Source organism: Lysinibacillus canaveralius, assembly GCF_047301505.1.
In the GTDB taxonomy this organism is placed as follows: Bacteria; Bacillota; Bacilli; order Bacillales_A; family Planococcaceae; genus Lysinibacillus_B.
In genome coordinates this window covers 1,228,660-1,252,330 of the sequence record NZ_CP154840.1, presented here as the reverse complement: position 1 = coordinate 1,252,330, position 23,671 = coordinate 1,228,660, and the positions used below count along the sequence as shown (strand labels likewise).

At 41.4% G+C, this 23,671-nt stretch carries 25 protein-coding genes and 1 riboswitch; of the genes, 6 read left to right on the top strand and 19 right to left on the bottom strand.

Annotated features, from left to right (window positions below):
- Positions 1-20: 20 nt before the first annotated feature.
- The 3 genes from AA0Y26_RS06155 to AA0Y26_RS06145 all read right to left on the bottom strand — a co-directional run bounded on the left by AA0Y26_RS06155 (position 21) and on the right by AA0Y26_RS06145 (position 3,381).
- Positions 21-635 (bottom strand): TetR/AcrR family transcriptional regulator, encoded by a 615-nt coding sequence (locus AA0Y26_RS06155; protein ID WP_413366079.1) that lies wholly within the window; start codon positions 633-635, stop codon positions 21-23.
- Positions 616-2,247 carry a long-chain-fatty-acid--CoA ligase gene (locus AA0Y26_RS06150; RefSeq protein WP_413366077.1) on the bottom strand — a complete coding sequence of 544 codons (1,632 nt, stop codon included), beginning with the start codon at positions 2,245-2,247 and terminating at the stop codon, positions 616-618. Before AA0Y26_RS06150 ends, AA0Y26_RS06155 begins: the two co-directional genes overlap by 20 nt.
- Before the next feature lie 690 nt (positions 2,248-2,937).
- Positions 2,938-3,381, bottom strand: coding sequence for a MarR family winged helix-turn-helix transcriptional regulator (locus tag AA0Y26_RS06145; RefSeq protein WP_413366075.1), 444 nt, complete (start codon positions 3,379-3,381; stop codon positions 2,938-2,940).
- A 253-nt stretch (positions 3,382-3,634) separates the two neighbouring features.
- Between AA0Y26_RS06145 and AA0Y26_RS06140 the strand changes: the two genes are divergently transcribed.
- Entirely contained in the window at positions 3,635-3,979 is a 345-nt protein-coding gene (locus AA0Y26_RS06140) for a DUF6176 family protein (RefSeq protein WP_413366073.1), read from the top strand.
- Between the two features lie 60 nt (positions 3,980-4,039).
- On the opposite strand, the gene AA0Y26_RS06135 is transcribed toward AA0Y26_RS06140, so the two are convergent.
- On the bottom strand, positions 4,040-5,377 hold the full coding sequence (locus AA0Y26_RS06135) for an amino acid permease (protein WP_413366071.1): 1,338 nt from the start codon (positions 5,375-5,377) through the stop codon (positions 4,040-4,042).
- 414 nt (positions 5,378-5,791) lie between these two features.
- A riboswitch (glycine riboswitch) is annotated at positions 5,792-5,868 on the bottom strand.
- Positions 5,869-6,176: 308 nt separating this feature from the next.
- Here AA0Y26_RS06135 and AA0Y26_RS06130 point away from each other — a divergent pair.
- Positions 6,177-6,725 (top strand): biotin transporter BioY, encoded by a 549-nt coding sequence (locus tag AA0Y26_RS06130; RefSeq protein ID WP_413366069.1) that lies wholly within the window; start codon positions 6,177-6,179, stop codon positions 6,723-6,725.
- 94 nt (positions 6,726-6,819) lie between these two features.
- Here AA0Y26_RS06130 and AA0Y26_RS06125 read toward each other — a convergent pair whose 3' ends face one another.
- On the bottom strand, positions 6,820-7,638 hold the full coding sequence (locus tag AA0Y26_RS06125) for an amidase (RefSeq protein WP_413366067.1): 819 nt from the start codon (positions 7,636-7,638) through the stop codon (positions 6,820-6,822).
- A gap of 69 nt (positions 7,639-7,707) precedes the next feature.
- On the opposite strand from AA0Y26_RS06125, the gene AA0Y26_RS06120 reads away from it, so the two are divergent.
- Together AA0Y26_RS06120 and AA0Y26_RS06115 are read left to right on the top strand one after the other, a co-directional pair.
- Positions 7,708-8,124 (top strand): pyrimidine dimer DNA glycosylase/endonuclease V, encoded by a 417-nt coding sequence (locus AA0Y26_RS06120; RefSeq protein WP_413366065.1) that lies wholly within the window; start codon positions 7,708-7,710, stop codon positions 8,122-8,124.
- 61 nt (positions 8,125-8,185) lie between these two features.
- Entirely contained in the window at positions 8,186-8,806 is a 621-nt protein-coding gene (locus AA0Y26_RS06115; RefSeq protein ID WP_413366063.1) for a DedA family protein, read from the top strand.
- A gap of 75 nt (positions 8,807-8,881) precedes the next feature.
- On the opposite strand, the gene AA0Y26_RS06110 is transcribed toward AA0Y26_RS06115, so the two are convergent.
- From AA0Y26_RS06110 to AA0Y26_RS06090, 5 genes are all read right to left on the bottom strand, one after another.
- The gene (locus AA0Y26_RS06110) at positions 8,882-9,532 is read right to left on the bottom strand and encodes an alpha/beta family hydrolase (RefSeq protein ID WP_413366061.1); all 651 of its coding nucleotides are present in this window, start codon (positions 9,530-9,532) and stop codon (positions 8,882-8,884) included.
- Between the two features lie 114 nt (positions 9,533-9,646).
- Entirely contained in the window at positions 9,647-10,363 is a 717-nt protein-coding gene (locus tag AA0Y26_RS06105) for an SIR2 family NAD-dependent protein deacylase (RefSeq protein ID WP_413366059.1), read from the bottom strand.
- 76 nt (positions 10,364-10,439) lie between these two features.
- Entirely contained in the window at positions 10,440-10,913 is a 474-nt protein-coding gene (locus tag AA0Y26_RS06100) for a GNAT family N-acetyltransferase (RefSeq protein ID WP_413366057.1), read from the bottom strand.
- A gap of 163 nt (positions 10,914-11,076) precedes the next feature.
- Entirely contained in the window at positions 11,077-11,562 is a 486-nt protein-coding gene (locus AA0Y26_RS06095) for a nucleoside 2-deoxyribosyltransferase (RefSeq protein WP_413366056.1), read from the bottom strand.
- A gap of 127 nt (positions 11,563-11,689) precedes the next feature.
- Positions 11,690-12,190: a DUF1648 domain-containing protein gene (locus AA0Y26_RS06090; protein WP_413366054.1), complete on the bottom strand. Its 501-nt coding sequence runs from the start codon at positions 12,188-12,190 to the stop codon at positions 11,690-11,692.
- A gap of 103 nt (positions 12,191-12,293) precedes the next feature.
- Here AA0Y26_RS06090 and AA0Y26_RS06085 point away from each other — a divergent pair, with 103 nt between their 5' ends.
- The gene (locus AA0Y26_RS06085) at positions 12,294-12,959 is read left to right on the top strand and encodes a VTT domain-containing protein (protein WP_413366052.1); all 666 of its coding nucleotides are present in this window, start codon (positions 12,294-12,296) and stop codon (positions 12,957-12,959) included.
- Between the two features lie 8 nt (positions 12,960-12,967).
- On the opposite strand, the gene AA0Y26_RS06080 is transcribed toward AA0Y26_RS06085, so the two are convergent.
- The 3 genes from AA0Y26_RS06080 to asnB all read right to left on the bottom strand — a co-directional run bounded on the left by AA0Y26_RS06080 (position 12,968) and on the right by asnB (position 16,270).
- On the bottom strand, positions 12,968-13,129 hold the full coding sequence (locus tag AA0Y26_RS06080; RefSeq protein WP_413366050.1) for a hypothetical protein: 162 nt from the start codon (positions 13,127-13,129) through the stop codon (positions 12,968-12,970).
- A 302-nt stretch (positions 13,130-13,431) separates the two neighbouring features.
- Positions 13,432-14,349, bottom strand: coding sequence for a C39 family peptidase (locus tag AA0Y26_RS06075; protein WP_413366048.1), 918 nt, complete (start codon positions 14,347-14,349; stop codon positions 13,432-13,434).
- A 10-nt stretch (positions 14,350-14,359) separates the two neighbouring features.
- Positions 14,360-16,270: an asparagine synthase (glutamine-hydrolyzing) gene (gene asnB / locus AA0Y26_RS06070; protein WP_413366046.1), complete on the bottom strand. Its 1,911-nt coding sequence runs from the start codon at positions 16,268-16,270 to the stop codon at positions 14,360-14,362.
- A 434-nt stretch (positions 16,271-16,704) separates the two neighbouring features.
- On the opposite strand from asnB, the gene AA0Y26_RS06065 reads away from it, so the two are divergent.
- The gene (locus AA0Y26_RS06065; RefSeq protein WP_413366044.1) at positions 16,705-17,901 is read left to right on the top strand and encodes a PLP-dependent aminotransferase family protein; all 1,197 of its coding nucleotides are present in this window, start codon (positions 16,705-16,707) and stop codon (positions 17,899-17,901) included.
- A gap of 140 nt (positions 17,902-18,041) precedes the next feature.
- Here AA0Y26_RS06065 and AA0Y26_RS06060 read toward each other — a convergent pair whose 3' ends face one another.
- From AA0Y26_RS06060 to panB, 6 genes are all read right to left on the bottom strand, one after another.
- Positions 18,042-18,650 (bottom strand): FusB/FusC family EF-G-binding protein, encoded by a 609-nt coding sequence (locus tag AA0Y26_RS06060; RefSeq protein ID WP_413366042.1) that lies wholly within the window; start codon positions 18,648-18,650, stop codon positions 18,042-18,044.
- A 291-nt stretch (positions 18,651-18,941) separates the two neighbouring features.
- Entirely contained in the window at positions 18,942-19,652 is a 711-nt protein-coding gene (locus AA0Y26_RS06055) for a Type 1 glutamine amidotransferase-like domain-containing protein (protein ID WP_413366040.1), read from the bottom strand.
- Positions 19,653-19,880: 228 nt separating this feature from the next.
- Positions 19,881-21,275: an MDR family MFS transporter gene (locus AA0Y26_RS06050; protein WP_413366038.1), complete on the bottom strand. Its 1,395-nt coding sequence runs from the start codon at positions 21,273-21,275 to the stop codon at positions 19,881-19,883.
- 216 nt (positions 21,276-21,491) lie between these two features.
- A complete protein-coding gene (gene panD / locus AA0Y26_RS06045; protein ID WP_413366036.1) occupies positions 21,492-21,875 on the bottom strand; it encodes an aspartate 1-decarboxylase in 384 nt (127 codons plus the stop codon).
- Positions 21,875-22,747, bottom strand: a complete 873-nt coding sequence (gene panC, locus AA0Y26_RS06040; protein ID WP_413366034.1) for a pantoate--beta-alanine ligase — start codon at positions 22,745-22,747, stop codon at positions 21,875-21,877. The genes panD and panC overlap by 1 nt, the downstream gene beginning before the upstream one ends.
- The gene (gene panB, locus AA0Y26_RS06035) at positions 22,744-23,583 is read right to left on the bottom strand and encodes a 3-methyl-2-oxobutanoate hydroxymethyltransferase (protein WP_413366032.1); all 840 of its coding nucleotides are present in this window, start codon (positions 23,581-23,583) and stop codon (positions 22,744-22,746) included. Before panB ends, panC begins: the two co-directional genes overlap by 4 nt.
- Positions 23,584-23,671: the final 88 nt, after the last annotated feature.

Here is a 23,671-nt window from a genome sequence, read left to right as displayed (position 1 = left end):
TTCCTCCTTTATTTAGCGCCTTATAGATGCTCGCCTTTTATGTGCTGCTTTTTAGCGGCAACACCATGTAGAATAATATCTATATATCGATCTGCTAGTTCTTCAACTGATAATTCCCCTGCAGGATTAAACCACTGATAGCTCCAGTTCGTAACACCGAGAATGGCAAAGCTCGTAATGCCAGGGCTTAGATGTGACTGGAATTCACCTGCTTGTATACCATCGGCGATAACCTTTGCGACATTCAACCGGAACTCTTCCCGCTTTTCCTTAATTGTTTCCGCATGTTCATTCGTCAAATTGCGCATTTCCCGCAGATAGATCTGTCCCTGAGCTTTGCGGAATTTCATATCATAGACGATAAGAGCAACGATTTCACTGAGCTGCTTACTAAAGCCCTTTATCGTCTGTAAAATAGCCCGCTGTTTTTCTAGTAAGTCACAAATATAGTGAAGATGAATCTCCATCAGAAGATTTTCCTTGCTCGCATAATAATAGTAAAACGTGCCCTTTGTTATGCCGATGGAATTGGCAATATCCTGGATGGATGTTTCACTGAAACCCTTTTGCTCAAATAGCTTTATACTATGACTGGCAATCATTTCCCTCATGCTGTTATGACCCTTTCTGGTCACTTATACTTTCCTCCCGCAGCGCTCTACGTAAAATTTTACCTACGATTGTTTTAGGTAATTCAGAGCGGAATTCTATATATTCAGGCACCTTGTATGCAGCAATACGCTCACGTGCCCAATCAATGACCTCCTGCTCGGTTACCGTGTGGTCCGCCTTCTTTACAATCAGTGCCTTAATGGTCTCTCCCCGATACTCATCTGGGACGCCAATAACCACAGCTTCTTGAACAGCCGGATGCTCATACAGTAATTCTTCAATATCGCGCGGGTACACATTGTAGCCGCTGGCGATAATCATGTCCTTCTTCCGGTCCACAATATAGAGGTAGCCGTCCTCATCCATCTTTGCAATATCCCCTGTGTACAGCCAGCCGTTACGGATTGTGTTTCCTGTTTCCTCCGGCATATTCCAGTAACCTTTCATGATCTGGGGGCCCCGTATAATCAGCTCGCCAAGCTTACCCGCTGGCACTTCTTTCTCCCCAGTAGATAGGTCGACAATTTTATAGTCCGTACCTGGCATACCGATTCCAACACTGCCTGGCTTCCGCTCGCCAAAAGGAGGGTTGCAATGAGTGACTGGAGCAGCCTCGGACAAACCAAAACCTTCCAGAATCTTTGCACCTGTCCTTTTTTCAAATTCATGCAGTGTTTGTACCGGTATCGGAGCACTTCCGCTATTACATGTTCTGATACTATCTATACCGTATTCCTGCGCGCGTGGATGATTGACAAGTGCAATATACATCGTCGGCACTCCCGGGAATGTCGTCGGCTGCTCTTGTTTAATCGTCTGTAAGACCTCTTCTAGTTCAAATTTGGGAAGCAGGATAATTGCTGCTCCATTCAGGATAGAGAGATTCATACAAGAGGTCATACCAAATACATGGAATAATGGAATGACGGTCAGGCATCTGTCCTCTCCAAAAGGATGTTCTTCTTCAAAGAATTTATGGGACTGCTGCGCATTCACAGCAATATTCCGATGTGTCAGCATTGCGCCTTTTGACACACCAGTTGTACCGCCCGTATATTGCAGTACTGCTACATCCTCCAGCGGATCGATTTCTACAGGAAGTATGGCTCTGCCGATGCCGTTTCCAATGAACTGTTCAAACAATTCATCCTCACCCTGCAATGTGGACTTTTCAGGCTCAAAGCTGACAACGATAATTTTCTCTAGTAACGTTTTGTCTGCAATTGCCTTGATACGCGGATAGAGCGGCTCATACACAACGATTGTTTTCGCCCCAGAATCATTCAAAATGTAGAGCAGTTCCTTCTCGAGATACATGGGGTTTACCTGTGTAACAACGGCACCCGCCTTTAAAATGCCGTAGTAGGAAATGATATATTGCGGACAGTTTGGCAGCATAATGGCGACCCTGTCCCCCTTTTCAATGCCAGTCTGTTGAAGCGAAGCAGCAAACATAGAGCTGAAAGACCACAGCTCCTTATAACGGATTTCTTTTGAGTAGAACTTGATGGCGATATGATCCGGGATTTTTTCCACCGTTTCCTTTAAAATTTCCGGCATTGTTTTAATGGGAAATTCCATATCCGGTGAAATGGAGCTAGGGTATTGCTTATACCAAACTTTTTTGACTTTCATAGTTTCTCCCCCCTGTTAGTAGGAAATGCATACACACTTTCTTCTACTGCTTTTCGTCATACACCAAATACTGAACAACTAACGGCCTTTTCCTTTGGAAGACACTCTTTTGCATTTCTCCTTCCTTGGCTCCTGATAGCGCAATTACTTTGCCTAACCAGAACACGCTTGCACATATACAATATGATAGGTTGTCCAGAAGCATTCCGAAGATGAAGAAGATAGACTTCTTCTTTTTTCGTATAGTGACAGCTTTAACGTACCAAAAAAACAGTAGATGATAGCTGGAATGCTTATTTTCTTTCTTCAATACTAACCGGTTGGTATTTTCAGAATACTTAAAATCCAGCCATGTTTCAAGGGTGTTTTTTAAAACGCTTTCATTTATTTCAACGCTTACTTACACTTTCCCTATCAAAATATTCAGCAGCATAAAATATTTTCTAGCAGTTCAGACAGGAATGGTACGTACAGTTCTTTACAAGTGAGTAAGATAGGAAGAAGCTCCTGCTAAGCGCCGTGCCCATAATTTTGCTATCCTCATAAAATATTTCTTTCCAAACAAAAAAAGCATCAGCATTAGCTGACACCTTTTAATACTTCTATATATAACTAACGGCAGAACAGCAGGTATAAAGGTAATGAAGCATTTTCCTGCATAGTCATTTACTTTATGGAGCAAGTCGTTTTCTACTCGCCCTGACGCTTCGACGCCTCTACACCGATTACCTTTAAATGCTCAATTGTTTGCTTCAGGTCTTCTGCTGGAATAGCGGAAAAAAGCTCTTCCATCTTTCTTTCATGCTCGGGGAAGACTTTTTCCATCAATGCCTCTCCCTCTTCCGTAATTACCGCATAGATAACACGACGGTCTGTCGGACAGCCGCGACGCTTGACAAAACCCTTTTGCTCCAATTTATCAATCACGTACGTAATACTGCTGCTAGCTACTAAAATCTTTTTGCCGATCACTTGGATTGGCTGCTCGCCTTTATGATATAAAAGCTCCAGAACGGCAAACTCTGTTGCATTCAGTCCGTATCCTGCTACATCCTTCTTCAATAAATCTTCCAAGGATCGGGACGCACGAAGCAGCACAGTAATGGCATGTAAAGCCTGATTTCGCTGTTCCATATGCTCACCTCTTATTTATTTCAATCTCAATTATCTTCAATTCGAGATAATTATATCATGAATTTGTTAACTCGTCCACTTCTCTCACAGCAGAAGGGAAACTGAGTTCAGCCCTGCAGGTTCGAATTGTGCAAAAATCACTCATAGTAAACTACACTTAAAATTGTTTACATTTATATAAGTAAATGTTATTTATTGTTTATATAAATTTTCTTATATAAGAAATTCATTATCAAAAAAGGATGTGGATGAAATGAATATAGAATGTACGAGATACAGAGTGAAGCCCGGTAAGTCTGGGAAAGTCGATGAATGGCTCCAATTTTTGAATGACAATATGAAAGATGTCCTAGTCACTCTAGAGGGCGAGAAGATGTATGTCGAAACTATCTTTCGAGAAGTATTGAATGGAGAAGAATATCTATATTGGTATTCGGTTCACGGAACAGGCGGAATCGAAGTAGAGCAATCTACTCATTGGATCGACAAGCAGCACCTTGCCTATTGGGAGGAGTGCATCGATAAAACGTTTAGACCTATTGATTTAAAAACGGAAGTCGTCATGATTCCTGAGCAAGTAAGATCTTCTATGGTCTAACAGACAAAAAAATAGCGGACAGCCCATGTTCTATGAGCTGTCCGCCTATAAAATTTCACCCTACATCCGTGCCTTTATACGGATTCGATATAAGATGAGCAGTAGAATAAACCACACCGGCGTCAAGAGCAGCGCCGTACGTGTTGCTTCTGCATACAGCATAACGCCAAGTAAAAATACAAAAAACGCTAGTAAGACGTAATTGATAAATGGCGTAAAGGGCGCCTTAAATTTAGAAGCCTCATGCAGAGCACGATTTTTACGCTTATAAATAATATGTGAAATCAAAATAATGCTCCATACCCAAATAAAGCAGATAGCACTAACCGTTGTTACAAGACTAAATGCATCTTCCGGCATCAATTTACTTAACAGTGCACCTGCCGATACAACAATTGTTGATACAATTAATGCATTTTGAGGGACACTGCGCTTATTCAGCTTGGCAAACTTTGCGCTTGCCTGCCGGTTACCGCCAAGATTGTATAGCATGCGGCTTGTTGAGAACATACCCGAATTACCTGCAGATGCAGCAGATGTCAACACGACAAAATTAATAATACCAGCAGCTATCGGAATACCCGCTAGTGCAAATACTTGTACAAAAGGACTGCTTGACGCGTCCATTGTATTCCACGGATTGATCGCTAGAATGACGATTAGCGCGCCTACGTAAAACAATAAAATACGAACTGGAATTTTATTGATAGCAGAAGGAATATTCTTCTGCGGATCTGCAGTCTCAGCCGCCGTTACCCCGACAAGCTCAACACCCACAAAGGCAAATACAACCATTTGGAATGCCAGTAAGAAGCCGACTGCCCCATTAGGGAACAAGCCGCCGTGCGTCCATAGGTTGGAGACACTTGCCTGCCCTGCTCCTGTCTGGACACCTGTCAGAATCATAAATGCTCCAACGACAATCAGCGCAACAATTGTCACTACCTTAATGATAGAGAACCAAAATTCCAGCTCCCCGAATAACTTCACCGTCAGCAAGTTCAGTGCCAGCAAAATTAGCAGACATACGAGTGCCGGTACCCACTGTGGTACATCAAACCAGTATTGCGCATAGATGCCGACCGCAATAATATCGGCCATCGCCGTCATAATCCAGCAGAACCAGTACGTCCAGCCTGTTACATATCCTGCCCAAGGGCCAATATATTCCGTCGCAAAGTCGGTAAAGGACGTATAGCCTGTATTCGATAACAATAATTCACCGAGCGCGCGCATAACAAAGAACAGTGCAGTCCCGACAATTAAATAGGCTAAAATGATACTTGGTCCAGCTAAGGCAATCGCCTTTCCCGAACCTAAAAATAATCCTGTGCCAATCGTACCGCCGATAGCAATCAGCTGTACGTGGCGGTTTTTCAATTCTCGCTTGAGTTCCATGATGATGCCTCCAAGATGTCACTTTATAATGACAAGATTTTCTCAGCAGCCGAGTCAAGAACATAATGAAGAGATGGAAGCCCCTCCTATTAACTGTCCCAAACGGCCCTGACAGAATTTCTCTTGAAACAACACATTTCGCGAGTTCACTTACGGATTTTAAAAGAAAGATATCCACAGGTAATTTTATATACTTAATCAGATAAAATGTCATTTTCGTATCATAAATAACAAATTTCCGTCCTCTGCCCTTTATTTCTTCTAAAACAAAAGAGACTAGTGGCAAATAGCACTAGTCTCATTAAACGTAAGAATAACAAAAAACTTTTTCATGTTAAAGTAAAAAATGATAATGACATAAATTCGTCAATATTCGCTAACATGTAAGTCAATCAGCTAAAAAATAGCTTGCTTTATTACCCTTCTGTCCTTTTGCCTGAGATAGTGAACCCTTCGGCGACGCTTGATGCGCTCTCTCCAGAAAATGCTCCTGCTGTAGTGTCATCCACAGCATTCAACGCGTTGTGTAAACCTGCCTTCCAGCAAGTATATGTATTATTTCAAGATAACAGTTATACTAACACCGCTATGTCTGTTTCGCAACAGGCGATTTTTACCGAAAATTCGGATACTAGAATTTTTTTTCATAACTTACAAAACAGCGCTAGCAATAGAGAAGGAAACTGTAAAAATAAAAAGCATCATAATTAAAGAAAGACTGCATATTGACAAATTTTACTGATTATTTTACGATTACGTTAACTAATGTATAATCCAAGTTAACGTAACGAGGTGGCATATGAAAATTTCTGTTTTCCCGATGGTTTTAACAGCTTTATGCGCAGCAATTATCGCTGTTCTGGCACAGGTCAGCATCCCTCTTCCACTTGTGCCGATTACAGGGCAAACCCTTGCTATAGGTTTGGTCGTCACGATTTTAGGATTAAAATATGGGACATACTCTGTCTTGCTTTATATTATGCTCGGTGCAATCGGTCTTCCTGTATTCCAAGGATTTTCAGGTGGATTATCCATCATTGCAGGACCGACAGGCGGCTATATCGTCGGGTTTATCCCTTGTGCGCTTGTGATCGGCTATTACCTTGAAAAAACACGTCCTACATTCACACATGCCTTTACTGCTAATCTGATTGGCATGATTGTTACATTATTCTTCGGAGCTTTATGGCTGAAAATTGTAGCAGATTTGACATGGACAGGCGCTCTTGTATCAGGTGTCACACCATTTTTGGTAGTCGGTATCATCAAAGCGGCAATCGCTGCTTGGGCAGGTGTTATTATCAGAAACCGGTTGTTACAGGCGAAACTCCTGCAACCAATTGCTTAAAAAGCGCAGACAGGGCTGGGCATACCAACTTTGTCTACGCTTTTTTATGTTCCAGTGAACGGTGAGAGACATCTAGCTTCCAGAACTTTACGCTTTATTTCATATTCATCCAAGAATCTAAATAATGCACAGCAATACCATCAAATGCAGGATTTTGAGTATAAGCCTTTATTACTTTATCTGTCTCACGTTTCAATACATGCTTCGTCATCCCATAGAAACTTATATTGGTACCTTCATCTGATTGAAGCGTTTCGACACCTATGGCTGCTTTCTTCCCTTTTTCCTGTGCATACGCCAATTCTGTTTCTACCAGCTCGATCATTCCATTTCCACCTTCTGCTTGATTGCGATAAGCCATAAGCGTTACCTGGTCTGCAAGGTCAATTACCCATTCACTTACAAGACCTTTGCCGTACGCATTATCATATTGAATCGTATCAAACCAAAACGGCATATCCACCTCAAAGGATAGATTTTGCTCCGTTGTAAACTGCCCCAGCGCACCTAACACATCGAAATAGTTCTTTAACACCTGCTGGCGATCTGTATTCCATTTCTCGAGTAAATAAGGTTCTACATCAATATGTATACCCGTAAGTAGTGGTGTCTCCTGCTGGAACTGTTCGATCCACTGCATGAATATTGCGGCGGGCCGGCTGTCTTCGCCCCAGTTTCTTCCGCCATCCAACGCATAGACCGCAATGTTTGCTGCCTGTGCCTTTTCAAAGAATATACGATACGTTTCATTCGGCACTTCAACATCCACTTGTACAAATACCTTTTTGACACCCTGTTCCTGCATAAAGGTGATATACGCATCCCCCTTGCTATTTAGGGAATAAGGGTTCCAAATCCATGTCGCACTGTTGTCAATCATTGTCGTTGAACTAAATCCCTTTATCACAAACATCAAAACCATTACAATTATCAATAAAGACCATTTTTTATTCATAAAATTCCTTTCAGGTGGAGGTAAAACATGCGCTTATGGCATCATGAAATGATTGATCTGCTCCCTAAATCCCAGCTGTTGGCCCAATGGCGGGAGCTGAATAGCATCTTTGCAAAAGAGGATCGTCATATTTTAATCAATTACATCTATGAATACCCAAAAGAACATCTTTTTGCTTATACAAGCTTTATTTTACAGGAAATGCGCACAAGAAACATCAACATTCGCACGATTGATAAGATGAATTGTTATTTTTCTGATATCGAACAAACCAATATGATTAATCATCCATTTTCAAGGCATCACGACGATGAATATTTTGAAATCTGTTATTTTAATTTGAAGGAAAAATTCCTTCGGGGACAGAAGGATTTTGATAGAGAACGTTTTGAACGGCTGGAGAACCGTTACAAGGCTATTCAAGCAAAAAAAGACGTGGTATGATGAACCTTTAGGACAGAAACGCGTCGATATTATGAATATACTGTTTTGGAGTTGATTTAATTTGTTGGATGCAATCATTATGCCGATGATTGAGTTTTTTAAAGGATTGGGCTATTTCGGTGTTCTCCTTGCCCTCTGTTTTGAATTTATTCCTGCTGAAGTAGTACTGCCGCTTGCCGGCTACTGGATTTCCCAAGGAGATTACAATTATTATCTTATGGTGCTTGCCGGGACAATCGGTGGAACAATTGGTCCGCTTACACTGTACGCACTTGGACGCTATGGTGGACGACCCCTTGCAGTTAAATACGGTAAGTACTTTTTAGTAAATGAAAAGCAGCTGAATGCAGCAGACGTATTCTTTGCTAAATACGGAGCAGGTGTCGCATTCTTTGCACGCTTCATGCCTGTGGTACGCACAGCCATCTCTATTCCTTGCGGGATGATGAAGATGTCAGTTTGGAAATTTTCTATGTATACATTTGCTGCGATGCTGCCAATTACGGCACTTTATGTATATCTTGGTGTTAAACTTGGTGAGAACTGGGAACAGGCAGGAGCTCTTTTCAAAGATTACCTGCAGCCATTCGTCATCATTGTTGTCATTCTAGCAGTGGTCTATGGTGTTTATAAATACCGTCAAAAGCTGCTGGAACGCAAATTGCATTTAAAAGATAAATAATAGAAGGCGCTGCTAGAGCATTCCAGCAGCGCTTTTTATATAGAATTTTTTGTCTCTCCGCAACATGTCAGTTCTTCATTCAGCCATTTCCTTAACAATCTTCTCCAGCTTTTCCATTATTCTTGATAATACCAAAAGAGAACCTGCTGTATCATTCCTTTCAATATCTAGGGAATGATTGGCTCCGTGTATGACTTCTATCTGTAGATTCGTTTTACTCAAGCGTTCTACTTGCTCTTTATTATAATGAATATCCTTATCTCCGATGACGAGCAGCCCCTTATGTGTACTATTCAAAACAGCATCGGTCATTGTGCCAGAATTCAATAAAGGAGTAAGTAATATCATAGTAGATGCTGCAAACTCTTCTCTCTTCATCAAACTATGTGTCATCGGAATAGTCCCAAGTGACTTTCCTAGAAAAATCTTTTTCTTATATCGGCCTTCTCTAAGCACTGCTTCGATCACCGGATGAATATCCTCCATCATGATAGTTGAGATGTCTTCTAGCGGCCTTTTTAGCGCGGATTGGTCATACGTATAGTGGATATGGACAACATCCACATTGTGATGGAGCATAGTCATCGTAGCATAGTAGAATAGCGGTTTATCATACGTATATCCTGTACCTGACAACATAAAGCATATATTGTTACTACCTGTTTCAATATGAGTATAATAAATTTCTCCATTATTTCTTCTTATGGCCTTTTTATTTGCTTTCATTCGGTTCCCCTCCTTGTATCGTTTAATTTTACCATATACAGGTAATGATATTTCTTTGATTCTTTTCATAAAAAATGCGCAAAGACCTTAGTCTTCACGCACTTCTCAACTATTTTAAGCCCGCAAAATGATGTCTATTTGCTGTAACAAATCTTTGGCAGAACCTTCTACTATCAAATCAAAGTCCTGTTCAAAACCTTCTACTTCCCGATTAATATAAACGAGCTTGCCGCTTGTCATACGAGGGAGCTGGTTAACAGGGTATACTTGGAGGCTCGTGCCGATCACAAGGACAAGATCAGCCTTCTGAATCGCCTCTAATGCTTGATTCCAAGCTTCTTCAGGCAGTACCTCTCCAAATAGCACGATACCTGGCCGCAGCTTACCGCCACATTGGCTGCATGGCCGCTTTTCGCAGAAATCCTCTTCTCCTGCTGCTGCCCCACACTTTTGGCAGCGGACAGCATGGATACTGCCATGAAGCTCATCTACCGCTTCATTTCCCGCCTGCCGGTGAAAACCATCTACATTTTGCGTTGCTACTCGCTCAATGAGACCTCTTCTTTCCCAATCCGCTAAAGTATAATGCCCTGCATGAGGCTTGCATCCCTTCAACGCATCAAGACGCGCACAGTAAAAGGCATGAAATAGATCATAATTCTGTTCTAGTGCCTGTGTATTCGCTACTGTTGCCGGATCAATATTGCGCCACCAACCGTCCTTAGAACGGAAATCCGGTACTCCGCTTTCGGTCGACATACCCGCTCCTGTCAAAACAACAGCCCTTTTTGATTGTTTTAGCCATGCTGCCAGCTGTTGAATCTTCTCCATGTAACCACCTCCATTTTCTCCATTATAAAAAATAAGAAAGACCAGGTCATGCAAGAGCACACCCCAGCCTGTCTATTCATACCGGCAACGGCTTTTCAAGTAAAGCAATCGTGAAAGGCACTCCATTTCGTTCCAAATGTTCCTCTCCGCATTGTCTGTAGCCTAAATTTATGTATAGAGGCACGTTAAGCAGCGTAGCAGAACGGATCCTGCATTTCATATATGAAAGCCGATTGCGGAGCGCCTCCTTCTCCAGCTCAATCAGCAACTTCTTTGCATACCCCTTTGCCTGATGCCTGCGCCTAATGGACATACGGAAAAAGGATAAATAATTGTCGTTTATTCGATAGCGTACCATGCCTACTGGCGTGCCCTCCCCATCCATAATAATGAATGATTGTTCTCCAGTCTCTATTTCCTGATGAATAAAGTCAGGGGTTTCCTGCAGGGCAGTCGGTGGTACCGCCTCTCCCTCGTATTTTGAGAAAGCATCCTGCATTAGCTCCCATAGCAGATTTGCATCCTCTCTTGTTCCTTTACGTATATTCACATAACCACCCCTTTGTACTCTCCCATACATTGTAGGGTAAAAGGTCTGAATTTTCAATCAAAAGCAATACTTTAGAATCATTTGGAAAAATTATTTATAGCATTGAAAAAGGATATCCCTATAAATAAGCTTATAGGAATACCCTTTCTCTTGTATGAATTTCTTAAATTTTTTGCAGGCACTTCTCCACTTCATCGACCAATTGCTCGATTGTATTTACAATAACCCCATTTTGCTTAATGAGGCCGACTACAAATAAATTACGGTAGATGAACTGGTTTTCCAACCCGTCTTCTACAAGAGCCTGAATCTTTTTCTCATTGTCACGTCCCTGCTGCCGAACATCCGAAAACAGAGCGATGATTGGCCGGTTATATGTTGAGAAGACACCAATTTCTGCCGCTACTCCCGAATCGATTTCCACTCCGTCCACTACGGCAATCAGCACATCACTTGCCTGTAGATGCGCCAAATCCGCCGCGGCAATTGCCAGACTGTCAGCATATGACGATTTATCGTTTATGGCGTCATTTTCCTGTGGCACGTATAGGGCAATACCATCAATAGCCTCACGCAATGCTTTGGCAATCTGTTCATTTACATAACGGTCGCCAATAGAAAATAGACCATTTGCTAAATATGCTTTCATTACTCTCTCTCCCTTATTGCTTGATTCCACTTCCCATCATACAATAAGTTTTCGTAATGGACATGTATCATTTCATCTTTCTTTCTCTAAAAAAACACAGTACTCTGTTTGTACTGTGTCCCCCGGGCTATTTGATTCTTGCCATACGTACCATGCCGATAATGATCACGGCGAATAAAAGAATCATGAATATAGCTAACCCTACCATATTCAGCTGTTCAGCACCATTCATGGCGCCCCTCATCATATGGTAAGTAATAAAGGCAAACATCATGGCAATAATGTTTTTCGTCAAATTGATTATTCTTACACTTTCTGTATAAAATAGCACAGCGTTTTCTTCTGTAAGACGTGCTGGATAATTATGTGTATGCGGTTTCCTCTCTACAATTTCTAAAAGAATATGTGAAAGGATAGCGATGCCGGGTAAAATGAGCAGTGTAAATTTAGAGCCCCAACCGTCTGCCTCGCCTGCCCCGTTAAAATGGGTGGGTACTATGTCAGGCAGACTGCCCCAATTAAGGGCAACCAGCAATACCATTATCAATATACCAGCAGTACCCAGTATATTCGCAAACTTTTCTAGCAACGTTTTTTCAATAGTTAACTTTGGTCTCCTCGCAGCCATATCTTTCTCCCCTTTCTTGCATTCACTGATTACTTTTATTTGTAATTCATTTCCTTCCCAACTTATAATGAGGAAAAGAAATATATTATGATGAGGGTATCCCATGTCAATTGCGGAAATTTTTGAATTTTTAAGAATGGTTGATACAGAATTGTATTCTTACATTAAGAAATTCGGCATTGCTATTTATTTTCTACTATTTGCCGTGGTCTTTACAAAGACTGCCTTTGTCGTCCTCACCTTTTTACCTGGTGATTCACTCGTTTTTGCCAGCGGAACTTTAGCTGCACTTGATAAACTAGATATCGTTACACTTTTCATCCTTTACTTCATCGCTACTACCTTAGCAGACAGCAACAATTATTTGATTGGGAAACTGCTTGGTAATATCCCTGAAGAAAAGTCAATATTGTTCCGTTTTATCCCTTCGGATATTTTGACAAGAGCAAAGACCTTTATACAAGACTATGACAGAGTCGCTTTGACATTCAGCCGATTTGTGCCGCTTATGCGGACAATGACTCCCTTTATATCGGGGTTCACCCAATATCCGTATAAAAAATTTGTACGCTACAATATGTTTGGAGCTCTCTTGTGGACATGTGTATGGCTTTTCTCTGGTTATGCCCTTGGAAACATTCCTTGGGTTGCAGATAACCTCATGTTCACCTTATTACTCATTTCAGCCGTGGTCCTTCTACCTACAATCTATGCCTATGTAAAACAAATGGTAAAAAATCAGAAAGAGCCTGACGAAAGCGCTTCATAAAGAGGCGCTTACTGCTTCTCTATATCAAGCCGTTCGACTATTTCATTAATTGTCATGATCATTTCCTGATTACCGTAATTACGGGCAGTAAAAATTTCTACCAACAGGGCTTTTGCTTCTTCTTCATTCAATTTTTCAAATGCAGCTGTAATTTGCTGTGGCAATAACATACCTTTCCCTCCTTGTCCGTTACAAAAAAATTATAACATAAAATATTCCACATAAAAAAAGCCGCCAAATATGGCGGCTTCAGAGTGAAGACAAAGTCGTTTTTCGACTTTGTCTTCACGTTTTTTCAGATAGGTTTTTAAAATAAAGGTTTACCCAGTCTGTCTTGAAAACGCTTGCCAGACAAGGCGCGCCGACGAGCGAAGACGCAAATAGAACTTAAGTTCATGAGCGGACGATCGAGGCAAGCAACGATGAATGAAAGCGTTTGTCAACAGGCTGAAGCCGCCAAATATGGCGGCTTCTAGTAAACAGCTACAGCCTGTTCGCCTAACGCTTTATAGCTGGCGAAAAACTGTTCCTTATTCAATTGCACGATACCCTTTAACGGGTCCATCACTTCAACGCTCTCATCTGTTATATCTACAATAACGACCGCATGAAGGTTAGTATACATTTCATGGAATGTATCTGTACCAGCAATGTACCAGCCGCCTCTTTTGCGCGGCTCTGATAAATCAAGCGTCACCCAGCTGATGACTGGAATACCGAGCTCTACATATTGTTCGATTTCTTCAATAGAGCTGCCGCTTTTATTTTCTGCGGCAAGATCCATGTCATGCTCGGCAATATAGTCACTTGCTGCCTGTACAATGGGGCCTGCAAATGAATAGGTACCTTGTGGGCTGCTAGGCTCGCCGGCATAGTATTCATTTGGGTCGGGACCAATTTTCCGGTCACCTTCCTGCTTGAATGCTTGCTTTGGCAAATAGCTGTCTGCCATTGTCATCTTGTCAGCTTCGGCACCATAATAGGCTAATACAGACGTTAACGCTGTAATTTCACAGCCATGCGGAAGTTCGGGCTTTTGCATATGCACCGGGACAGCTAATGCCTGCTCATGGTCCACTGCATTTGTTTCAATGACAACATAAGGATTGGAGGCATCAAAGACAATGGTTTTTTCAGTGCCCCATGCCTCATCCTCTATATGTTCTTCCGGACCGACTCGTATGAAGTATGTTTTATCGGATTGCACCTCCGAAAAAACCGCTTCTCCCTCATAGCTTAATTCGGCCCCGATACGCTCACCGGCCTCATCATATACTTCTATCATGACATTATTAATCGCCGCGCCGCTGTAATACTCTACCGGCATGACGACAAGTTCTGCCCCACTGGTCTTTCCTTGGGTATGATCTTCCTGACAAGCTAATAACAAAAGACTGAAACTACAAATCAGAATGAGACGCCATCGCATTTTGTCTCGTTCCCTTCAATTTAGTCCAATTAGTATCTTCAATGAAGAAGCATTTATACCATACTAGGAACACGTATACTGTCCAAATATAACGTGCATAGTTATGCTCACCTTTGTAGTGGGCATCCAGGTAAGAGACAAGTTGTTCTTTATTAAAGAATTCCCCCGCATAGTCCGCTGTAAACGCCTCTTTTACAAGATTATAATAACGTTCTTCACGCAGCCAGTGACGAATCGGTACAGGGAAACCAAGCTTTTTACGCTTCGCCCACTCTTCTGGCAGCTCCTCAAGTGCTGCTTGACGAAGAGCATATTTTGTATCTGCTTCATTCACACGGTGCTCCGTCGGAATTTTTTTCGCCATTTCCATTACTTCTTTATCCAGGAATGGAACACGAAGCTCGATCGAATGCGCCATACTCATTTTATCAGCCTTTAGTAAAATATCGCCCGGCAGCCATAAGTTAAGGTCAAGATATTGCATTTTCGTTACATCGTCTTCACCAGGTACTTCAGCGTAAATGCGTTTTGTAATATCATGCACGGAAGGCCCTTTTCGGTATTCAGGCTTCAGCACATTATATGCATCTTTTTCATCCCAAACGACCGCTTCACCAATAAAGCGTTCCTCGACTGTTTGCCCGCCTTTTTTCAGGAAGTTTGTATAGGCATTTTTCGGCAATGCACCCGCAAGCCCGGCAATCGCTTTACGCAGACCTAATGGAATGCTCTCATATTTTTGCATTTTCGCTGACGGCTTGTACCATTCATAACCGCCGAAAATTTCATCTGCTCCTTCACCTGAAAGAACAACTGTTACATCCTTTCTTGCTAGCTCTGAAAGGAAATATAATGGTACAGAAGAGGGATTAGACTGCGGCTCATCCATATGCCACTGAATTGTTGGCAGTGCGTCAAAGCACTCTTCCGCCGATACATATTTGCGTTCATTTTGAATCCCAAGGATATCTGATAAATCTTTGGCGTGATTTGTTTCGTTGAACATCGCCTCGTAGTCCGAGAAACCAACTGAGAAGCTTTTATCCGGCTTTAATAATGCCGCGATATAGCTTGAATCAATTCCACCGGATAGGAAGGAACCAACCTTAACATCTGAAATTTGGTGGGCTTTTACAGATTCGGCCACTGTTTCGCGGATGTTCGCAATTGTTTCTTCTATTGATCCTTTGGACGCACTGAACTTTTTGTCCCAATATCTTTCTGTTTTTTCTATTTTTTGGTTTTTAATCACCATAAAATGTCCTGCTGGAAGCTTGTATACCCCTTTGAAGAAAGTCTCATCCATTGCAGAATATTGGAATGTTAAATAAGGACGAAGTGCATCTTTATTTAGTTCTTTAATAAAGGATGGATGCGGAAGGAACGATTTAATCTCCGAACCGAAGATGATTGTGCCGTCTGTTGTATTTTCTGTATAGTAAAGCGGTTTAATCCCAAAACCGTCACGTGCAATAAATTGCAGATCATTTTTTTTGTCCCAAATACAGAAAGCAAACATACCACGAAGCTTGTGAACAAGCTCAAAGCCGTACTCTGCATAACCGTGCAATAATACTTCACTATCTGAATTCGTTTTAAATTGGTATCCTTTAGCTTCCAATTCTGAACGAAGCGTCATAAAATTGTAGATTTCTCCATTGAATATTAGAACAGTATCCCCTGCTTCATTATAAAGCGGCTGGTTGGCACCTTCTGTCAAGTCGATGATGCTCAATCGACGGAAGCCCAGCGTTACCTTCTCGTCAGAATGAATTCCGCCGCTATCTGGACCGCGGTGGATAATTGTATTCATCATATTCTCAATTGTTTCTTTATGATTAAGTGGATTAGTGCCATTAACATAACCGATAAAACCACACATATTCTTATAATTCCCCTTTAGTAATAAAAGTAAAAGACGATCCTGCCTTATTAGAGGATTCGTCAGCATTTATTGGCTTTCATGCCTTATCCTGATTACAACTAGTAATATATCATATCTTAATCAAAACACAAACAAATCACCAATTGACAGAACAATCAAAATTTGATACCTTACAAATATGTCAGACTTTTCAGATATTTGGTGATTAATAGGTTTCTTTTTTATGTACATTATTTCTGGAAACTTCTTCATATCTGCGTCTTTACGTAAAAAAAAGCTCTTTGTCTTACTTTCTTTCAGGAATCTTTGGGATTAGGAGTTTTATTTGTTCGAATTATCTGATATTATCTAGTAATACTGAATCACGGCATGGGGGACTGGCTTCATAGTTGTCCTGCCTCACACTTATATAGGAAAAGGAACGATACTTTATGCAGTACTCTGATAAGATTTTAAAAACGCCATCTTCATTCATCCGCAATATTTTAAAGGTAACAGGAGAGCCTGATGTCATTTCCTTTGCGGGAGGTCTTCCGAACCCAATTTCTTTCCCGACAGAGAAGCTGCGAGAGGCAATTAATAACTCGATTGATGTACATGGAACAAAGCTATTCCAATATTCAACGACACAAGGTTATCTGCCGCTGCGCGAATTCATTGCCGCGAAATACAAAAAGACCCACGGACTGGATATTCAACCTGATGAAGTATTCATTACGACGGGGTCTCAACAGGCATTAGAACTAATCGGAAAGGTGCTGATCAATAAAGGCGATGGTATCATCATGGAGGCACCCGGTTATCTTGGAGCAATCCAGGCATTTACATTAGCAGAGCCAAGCTTTTATTCCGTAACGCTCGAGGATGATGGCTTGAATGTTGCAGAGCTTGAACAGCAGCTGCAAAATCCGAATGTAAAATTCATTTACACTGTGCCGAATTTCCAAAATCCGACGGGTATCACGTATTCCGCTGAAAAGCGCGAAGCAATCTATGATGTGGTAAAGAAATATGATGTGGCATTGATCGAGGATGATCCGTATGGAGAGCTTCGTTTCCGCGGAGAAACATTGCCGTATATTGGCGGTGGTCGTCTTGAGAACTCAATCCTGCTAGGCTCCTTCTCCAAAACGGTTACACCGGGGATGCGTCTTGGCTGGATCGTGACGAAAAACAAAGAGCTGCTTGGCCATATTGAGACTGCAAAACAGGCGACAGATCTGCATACAAACATTTTCTCCCAATACGTTATCTATGAGTACCTTGCAAATAATGAGTACAAAGAGCATGTTGAAAATATTATTAATTTATACCGGGCACAATCCGATGCGATGCTGAATGCAATAGCCAAATACTTCCCTCCGACTGTGAAGTATACGAAGCCGGGTGGCGGTATGTTTATTTGGGTCACACTTCAGGAAGGTGTCTCTGCACTTGATGTATTCCATGCAGCAATGGAGGCAAAAGTCGCATTCGTTCCAGGCGACCCATTCTATACGCACCCGGAAAACGTCAATACATTGCGCCTTAACTATACAAACTCAACACCTGATGTGATCGAAGAAGGTATCAAACGACTTGGTGCCATTCTCTATGCATATGCACCTGTTGAAAAAGTGAATGCATAATTAATTTCCCTCGCGGCTAACTGTTCCGCGGGGGTTTTATTTATGCTGTCTGAACTAGATACCGGCGATTTTTTGATCGATACCGGCGAATCCAACCTTCTCAACAAAAAACGCGCCTCATGATTGAGACGCGCTCTGCTTTATGACCGTGGTTTAACCGTTTCCATAAAGCTAAATAATTTTTCCTGTGAATCGATGCCCTGCTCGCACTTTTCGATATCTTTACAAATATACTGGCTGTACTTTTTATAAGTTCCTTCAGCTTCTCCCTTTTCCTTCGTTGTGAAAAGAGAGACACTTTGATGCTGGCGGCAAAGCGCACATACACCTTTTATTTGTTCTGTTGAAAAGACGCCTTTGACTCCTGTCAGCTCGCCTTCCTGCTCATACACGAAAAAGCGTGTACGAGTAGATGTATCATCCCACGCAACAAACGTTACATGCGGATTCGCCACTTTGGGGGCCTTCAGTTTTTTCTCTTTCTTCCATAGGCGCTTGACCGCCTGTTCAGAAACTTCCGGGAAAGGCTGTACATTTTCCTTAACCATCTTGAAAAACGGCTCCAACTGCTGGCGATCCTTCAAGGCCAGGACATCTTCTATAATAAAACGCGGCACTTCTGCTTCAGTTAGAGTTGTATCGATAAGGCCACGCACCGCCGCCAGTACCTTTTCATCCTTTGAGGTAGACAAACTATTTAGTAACTTCAGGGCTTGCTTTTCAATTAAGTGCATTTGAAACGCATTCATTATTATCATCTCCCTCCTTTATTTTACTATAATTAACAATGAAATCCTACCATCAAGCAGGAGGATTTCGTCTCCTCTATCAGTCAGGTACATTCTTTTCTTTTATTGTTTTGAATAATGTTTAATAAAAAATACTGTTCAATCCTTACTTAATAGCAAAACAAAAATTCCATTTTGAAAAAAGATTGATCAAAATGGAGTTATTCGTCTTTGTTAGGTATGAGACTTTTAAAAAGGTTAGGCATTTCCTAATCGTGCTGCTCCATAACCGCATCCGATTGTTCAACTAAATTACCCATTAGTTCGGTAGGGTCCTAAAAATTCCGTTTGCAGCTCTGTCTCTATAACCTTCTTTTCGTAAGAAACACGATAAGCCTTGGCGTTAAGTCTTGAACTGACTATTTTACTAATTTCTTGTTCCTTATAATGAATAGCAACCCCATCATCTGCGGCAACCCCTGGTTGTATTTTTCCTGCTTCAATAAGTTTGTGATATGCAGGTCTTCTCTCAATTTCTCCATCGTAATGCGGACAATTGCTCCCCTTTAAAAAACCCAAACATTTTATTGGTTCAAGCCCATCCCCATATGAATCAGTAACTCCTTCTTCAAACCAGCAAATCGAACCTGCACTTAGCCCTGCTAAAACAATGCCCTGATTCCACGCTTTTTTTAATATATCGTCTACATTCCATTCCTTCCACAATGCTAAAAGGTTTTTAGTATTTCCTCCACCGACATATATAATATCGTTCTCTAAAATAAAGCCTTCGAGATCCCTTGTTGGAGGTTCAAATAAGGACAAATGGGAAGGTTTACAATCTTGTTGATTAAAAAAGTTATAATACCTTGATATATAATTATCGGAATCTCCACTTGCAGTAGAGATAAAGCAAATTCGCGGCTTAGCTTTATCTGCTTGTTTTAATATATATAAATCTAATAATGGATTATCTGGTTCCATTGAAAATCCGCCACCGCCAAGAGCAATTATTTGTCTCATCTACATACCCCTTTCAAAAAAAGTAATAAGTTCTACTAATGATAAAGCCTTTCTTGAACTCGCTAATTTAATTGTAATTTTTTACAATACCAATTGCATTATAAATAAATATGTATTTACTTTTCTATACAACATGCAGAATAAAAAAATCCTGCATAATAATCCATGCAGGATTTTAAATCAAACTTGTTTATAAATGGTCAGTCGTTTTATTCATAGATAAAAACTTTATGCTAACTTCTTTTTACCTTTAATAAACAGTGCTAATACGAGACCGATAATTGCCATAATCAACCCGAATGTAAACGAGGATTGCACACCATGGATAAAGCCATCTAGTACATTGGCCGCAGGGTTTTCAATCATATAATTTTCCTGTGCAGATGACATGATTGTAATCGCGACAGCTGTCCCTATAGCGCCCGAAATTTGCTGAAGCGTATTCATTAACGCTGTACCATCAGGATATAGCTCTCGAGGAAGTTCGTTTAGACCATTCGTCTGAGCAGGTGCCATCACAAGAGATACGCCAATCATTAATATACTATGAAGTATAATTATTTGCAGCTTTGATGTTGTATCATCAATTTGGATAAAGAAAATATACGTTACAATAATAATTAAAAAACCTGGTATTACAAGAACGCGTGCGCCGAACTTATCAAATAGACGTCCAACAATCGGAGCGAAAATACCATTTATTAATCCGCCAGGCAGCAATAACAGACCTGCCGTAAAAGTGGCTAATAAAAGTGTTGATTGTAAATACAACGGTAGGAGAATCATTGTAGATAAAATACACATAAATGCGATAAATACGGAGAGTAAACCAATTACAAACATTGGGTATTTTAAAATACGGAGGTTAATCATCGGTTTATCTAGCTTAATTTGTCTAAGCGAGAATAGTACAAGAGCAATAGCACCTGCTATAATCGTGATGATTACACTTGTGCCTCCCCAGCCTTCTTCTCCTGCAATACTGAATCCGTACACGATTCCACCAAATCCGATTGTAGAGAATACGACTGATAAAAAGTCAATTTTAGGATGCGTTAATTCTCCAACGTTTTGCATATACAAATAACCAAAAATAAATGCAAATACTAATGGAGGAAGCGTGATCCAGAAAATATAATGCCAAGTTAAGTATTCTAAAATGACCCCTGAAGCAGTTGGTGCGATAGCTGGTGCAAACATAATAACCAGCCCCATTAACCCCATTGCCGAACCACGCTTTTCAACCGGAAAAATTAGCAGGATTGTATTAAACATTACTGGTAATAAAACTGCTGTACCAATAGCCTGTATAACACGGGCAACTAATAATATTTCAAAAGTTGGCGCAAGTGCTGCAATAAATGTTCCAATAATGGAGAATGCCAGAGATGTCATAAATAATTTGCGAGTGCTGAATTTCTGCACAAGTAATCCCGAAATCGGTACTAGTACGCCTAATGTTAACAAGTAGCCAGTCGTTAACCATTGAATTGTGGTTGGCTCTACTCCAAGATCTGTAATTAACTGCTGTAATGCCATATTCAACGCTGTCTCACTGAATAGCCCGACAAATCCGGCAATTAAAAAAGAAGCTAAAATAGGCGCTTTTTTTATCTGTTCCATTGTAAACCTTCTTCCTTCTTCATACTGTATCAAAGCTGCTCATATTTCAGAGTCTGCTAATATGCCAGCTTAATACAAAATGTAATTATAAGGTTTTAGCGCTCTATACACAAGGCTAACAACTTTTCCTTAATTATCAAGTTTGCTAGAACCTATCCCTGCTGAATAGCTGCATGAAAAAGGAACCCGCCCGTAAAGGCAGGTTCCCAGTTATTTTTATAATACTGTTGCTTCTGGTTCGTAGTTGATCATTTCTTTAATATTATTATTTTCATCCATAATTGCCACTTTTGGCTTGTGGTGCTTCGCTTCCTCAGCATCAACTAATACGTAAGACATGATGATCACGATGTCACCCGGCTGAACTAAGCGAGCTGCTGCCCCGTTTAGGCAAATAACACCTGAGCCGCGCTCCCCTTTGATGACATATGTTTCAAAACGGGCACCGTTATTGTTGTTGACGATCGCCACTTTTTCATTCGCTTCAATGCCTACAGCGTCCATAATATTTTCGTCAATTGTAATGGACCCTACATAGTTTAAATCCGCCTGTGTTACTGTTGCACGGTGAATTTTTCCGCTCATCATCGTTTTAAACATTACTTCATTTCTCCTTTGAGTGAAAACATTAAGTTGTCGATCAGTCTCGTTTTTCCAATATACACTGCTGCAGCAAGTAGTACGTCTGTTGTCTTGTCATTGATTGATGCTAAATCAGGATACGATAAGCATTCCAGGTAGTCAATTTTGCCGCTTGTCTGTGATTCAATATGAGCAGTCGCTTTAGCAATCGCCTGCTCTGCATTTCCGCTAGCAAGCATTTCTTCCTTCGCCATGTTCAGCGCAGCAAAAATGGCCGGTGCCTCTGTACGATCTTGCTCTGTTAAATACACATTCCGGCTGGATTTCGCTAATCCGTCCTCTTCACGCACAATCGGTACTGTACGAATTTCAAGCGGGAAATTGTAGTCACGTACCATCGTCTGAATGATTGCCACCTGCTGTGCATCCTTTTGACCAAAATAAGCACGAGTAGGCTCAGCAAGATGGAAGAGCTTCGCGACAACCTGCAGTACCCCATCAAAATGTCCTGGCCGGCTTGCACCGCACAAGATTTCTGACTGACGTCCAGCACGGATGTAAATTCCGCCGTCTGTTGGATACATTTCTTCTACAGAAGGGGCAAAAATGACATCAACTCCAACCGATTCAGCAAGCTTCGTATCACGAGGTAAATCACGCGGGTATGATTCAAAATCTTCATTCGGCCCAAACTGTGTTGGGTTTACAAAAATACTCATGATCACGAGGTCATTTTCCTTACGTGCATTGCTTGCCAGTGTTAAGTGACCCTCATGAAGATAGCCCATCGTCGGTACTAAACCAATTGTTTTACCTTGTTGCTTTGCCTTTTGTACAATTTCCTTCAAATCGGCAATTGTCGAGACGATTTTTGTTGCTGTTTCGATCATTTAACTGCGCCCCCATATAAACCGTTCAATTCTTCTTCCTTCATTGTGAAGCTTTGTGCAAGCGTAGGGAATGCCCCAGACTTCACAGCTTTTGTATATCCTTCAATACCACGTGCCACTTCGTCTCCCACAAACGCGAACCCTTGCACGAACTTTGGAATATGATGCTTTCCGTACATTAGCAGGTCATGGAATACAAGCACTTGCCCATCAGCTTCTGGACCTGCTCCAATACCAATTGTCGGTACTGTCAATTTATCTGAAATTACGGCCGTTAATTGATGTGGAATACACTCTAATACAACCGCACATGCGCCAGCCTGTTCAGCTAACAGCGCATCCTCAACCAGCTTCTCTGCCTGTTCTTTTGTTTTCCCTTGTACCTTATAACCGCCTAATACACCGGCAGACTGCGGCTGCAATCCAAGATGGGAAACAACCGGAATACCAGCACTCGTCAGCTTTTTAATGACATCGATTACTTCATCGCCGCCTTCTACCTTCAGCGCGTCAGCTCCTGTCTCCTGCATCATCCGAACAGCTGTCTTCAATGTGTCATTAATATTTCCATGGTACGAACCAAATGGCATATCTACTACGATGAATGTATCTTTCGCACCGCGGCGAACCGCCTTACTGTGGTGAATCATATCCTCCACCGTTACTGGCATCGTCGACTCATAACCAAGCACAACCATACCTAGCGAATCGCCTACTAAAATCATATCGACGCCTGCATCCTCCGAGAATTTTGCCGCCGGGTGATCGTATGCTGTAATCATGACGATCTTTTCACCCTGTTGCTTCATTTTCAAGAAATCGCTTGTTGTTTTCATATGTTCCTCCTTCAAGTTCATTGAAGAAAACAAGAAAACCCTTCCATCCGGTAATGGACAGAAGGGCAGCGCTTGTGTGTTGTACGCT